Below are 401 nucleotides of genomic sequence, written 5' to 3' on the forward strand. Positions count from 1 at the left end.
GTACAGCTCGGATTTTTGCCGGGCTGTTTGTGTATATAGGTTTCAGGCAGTAGGTTGCAGGTAATTGTTTTATATACTGTTTCCTCCCATTTACTTCCTGCAATCTGTTACTTTATCCTTAAACAAAAACAAAAAATGTTAAAAAACAATCTGATATTTAAGCCTGTCATTAACTACTTCGGGTGAAAAGTAAGGATGGCGGTGGAGATCATTCCCCTGCTACCAAAAAATATTAAAATATATTGTGAGCCGTATTTTGGCGGTGGTGCAATCTTCCGGATGAAGCCGGAGATTGCCCCCTGCGAGATCATCAATGATGTGAACGCAAATATCATCAACTTTTATAAAGTCCTCAAAACCCGTTTTCCGGAACTTAAAAAGAAAATAGAACTCACCCTTCA

General features: G+C 38.7%; 1 protein-coding gene. It reads left to right on the forward strand.

Annotation, left to right across the window (positions count from 1 at the left end):
• Positions 1-195 precede the first annotated feature (195 nt).
• A partial coding sequence (locus DD829_RS22560) for a DNA adenine methylase (protein WP_194294707.1) occupies positions 196-401 on the forward strand: 206 nt, incomplete at its 3' end.

It is taken from the genome of Chryseobacterium sp. HMWF035 (assembly GCF_003094695.1).
GTDB classification, from domain to species: Bacteria; Bacteroidota; Bacteroidia; order Flavobacteriales; family Weeksellaceae; genus Chryseobacterium; species Chryseobacterium gambrini.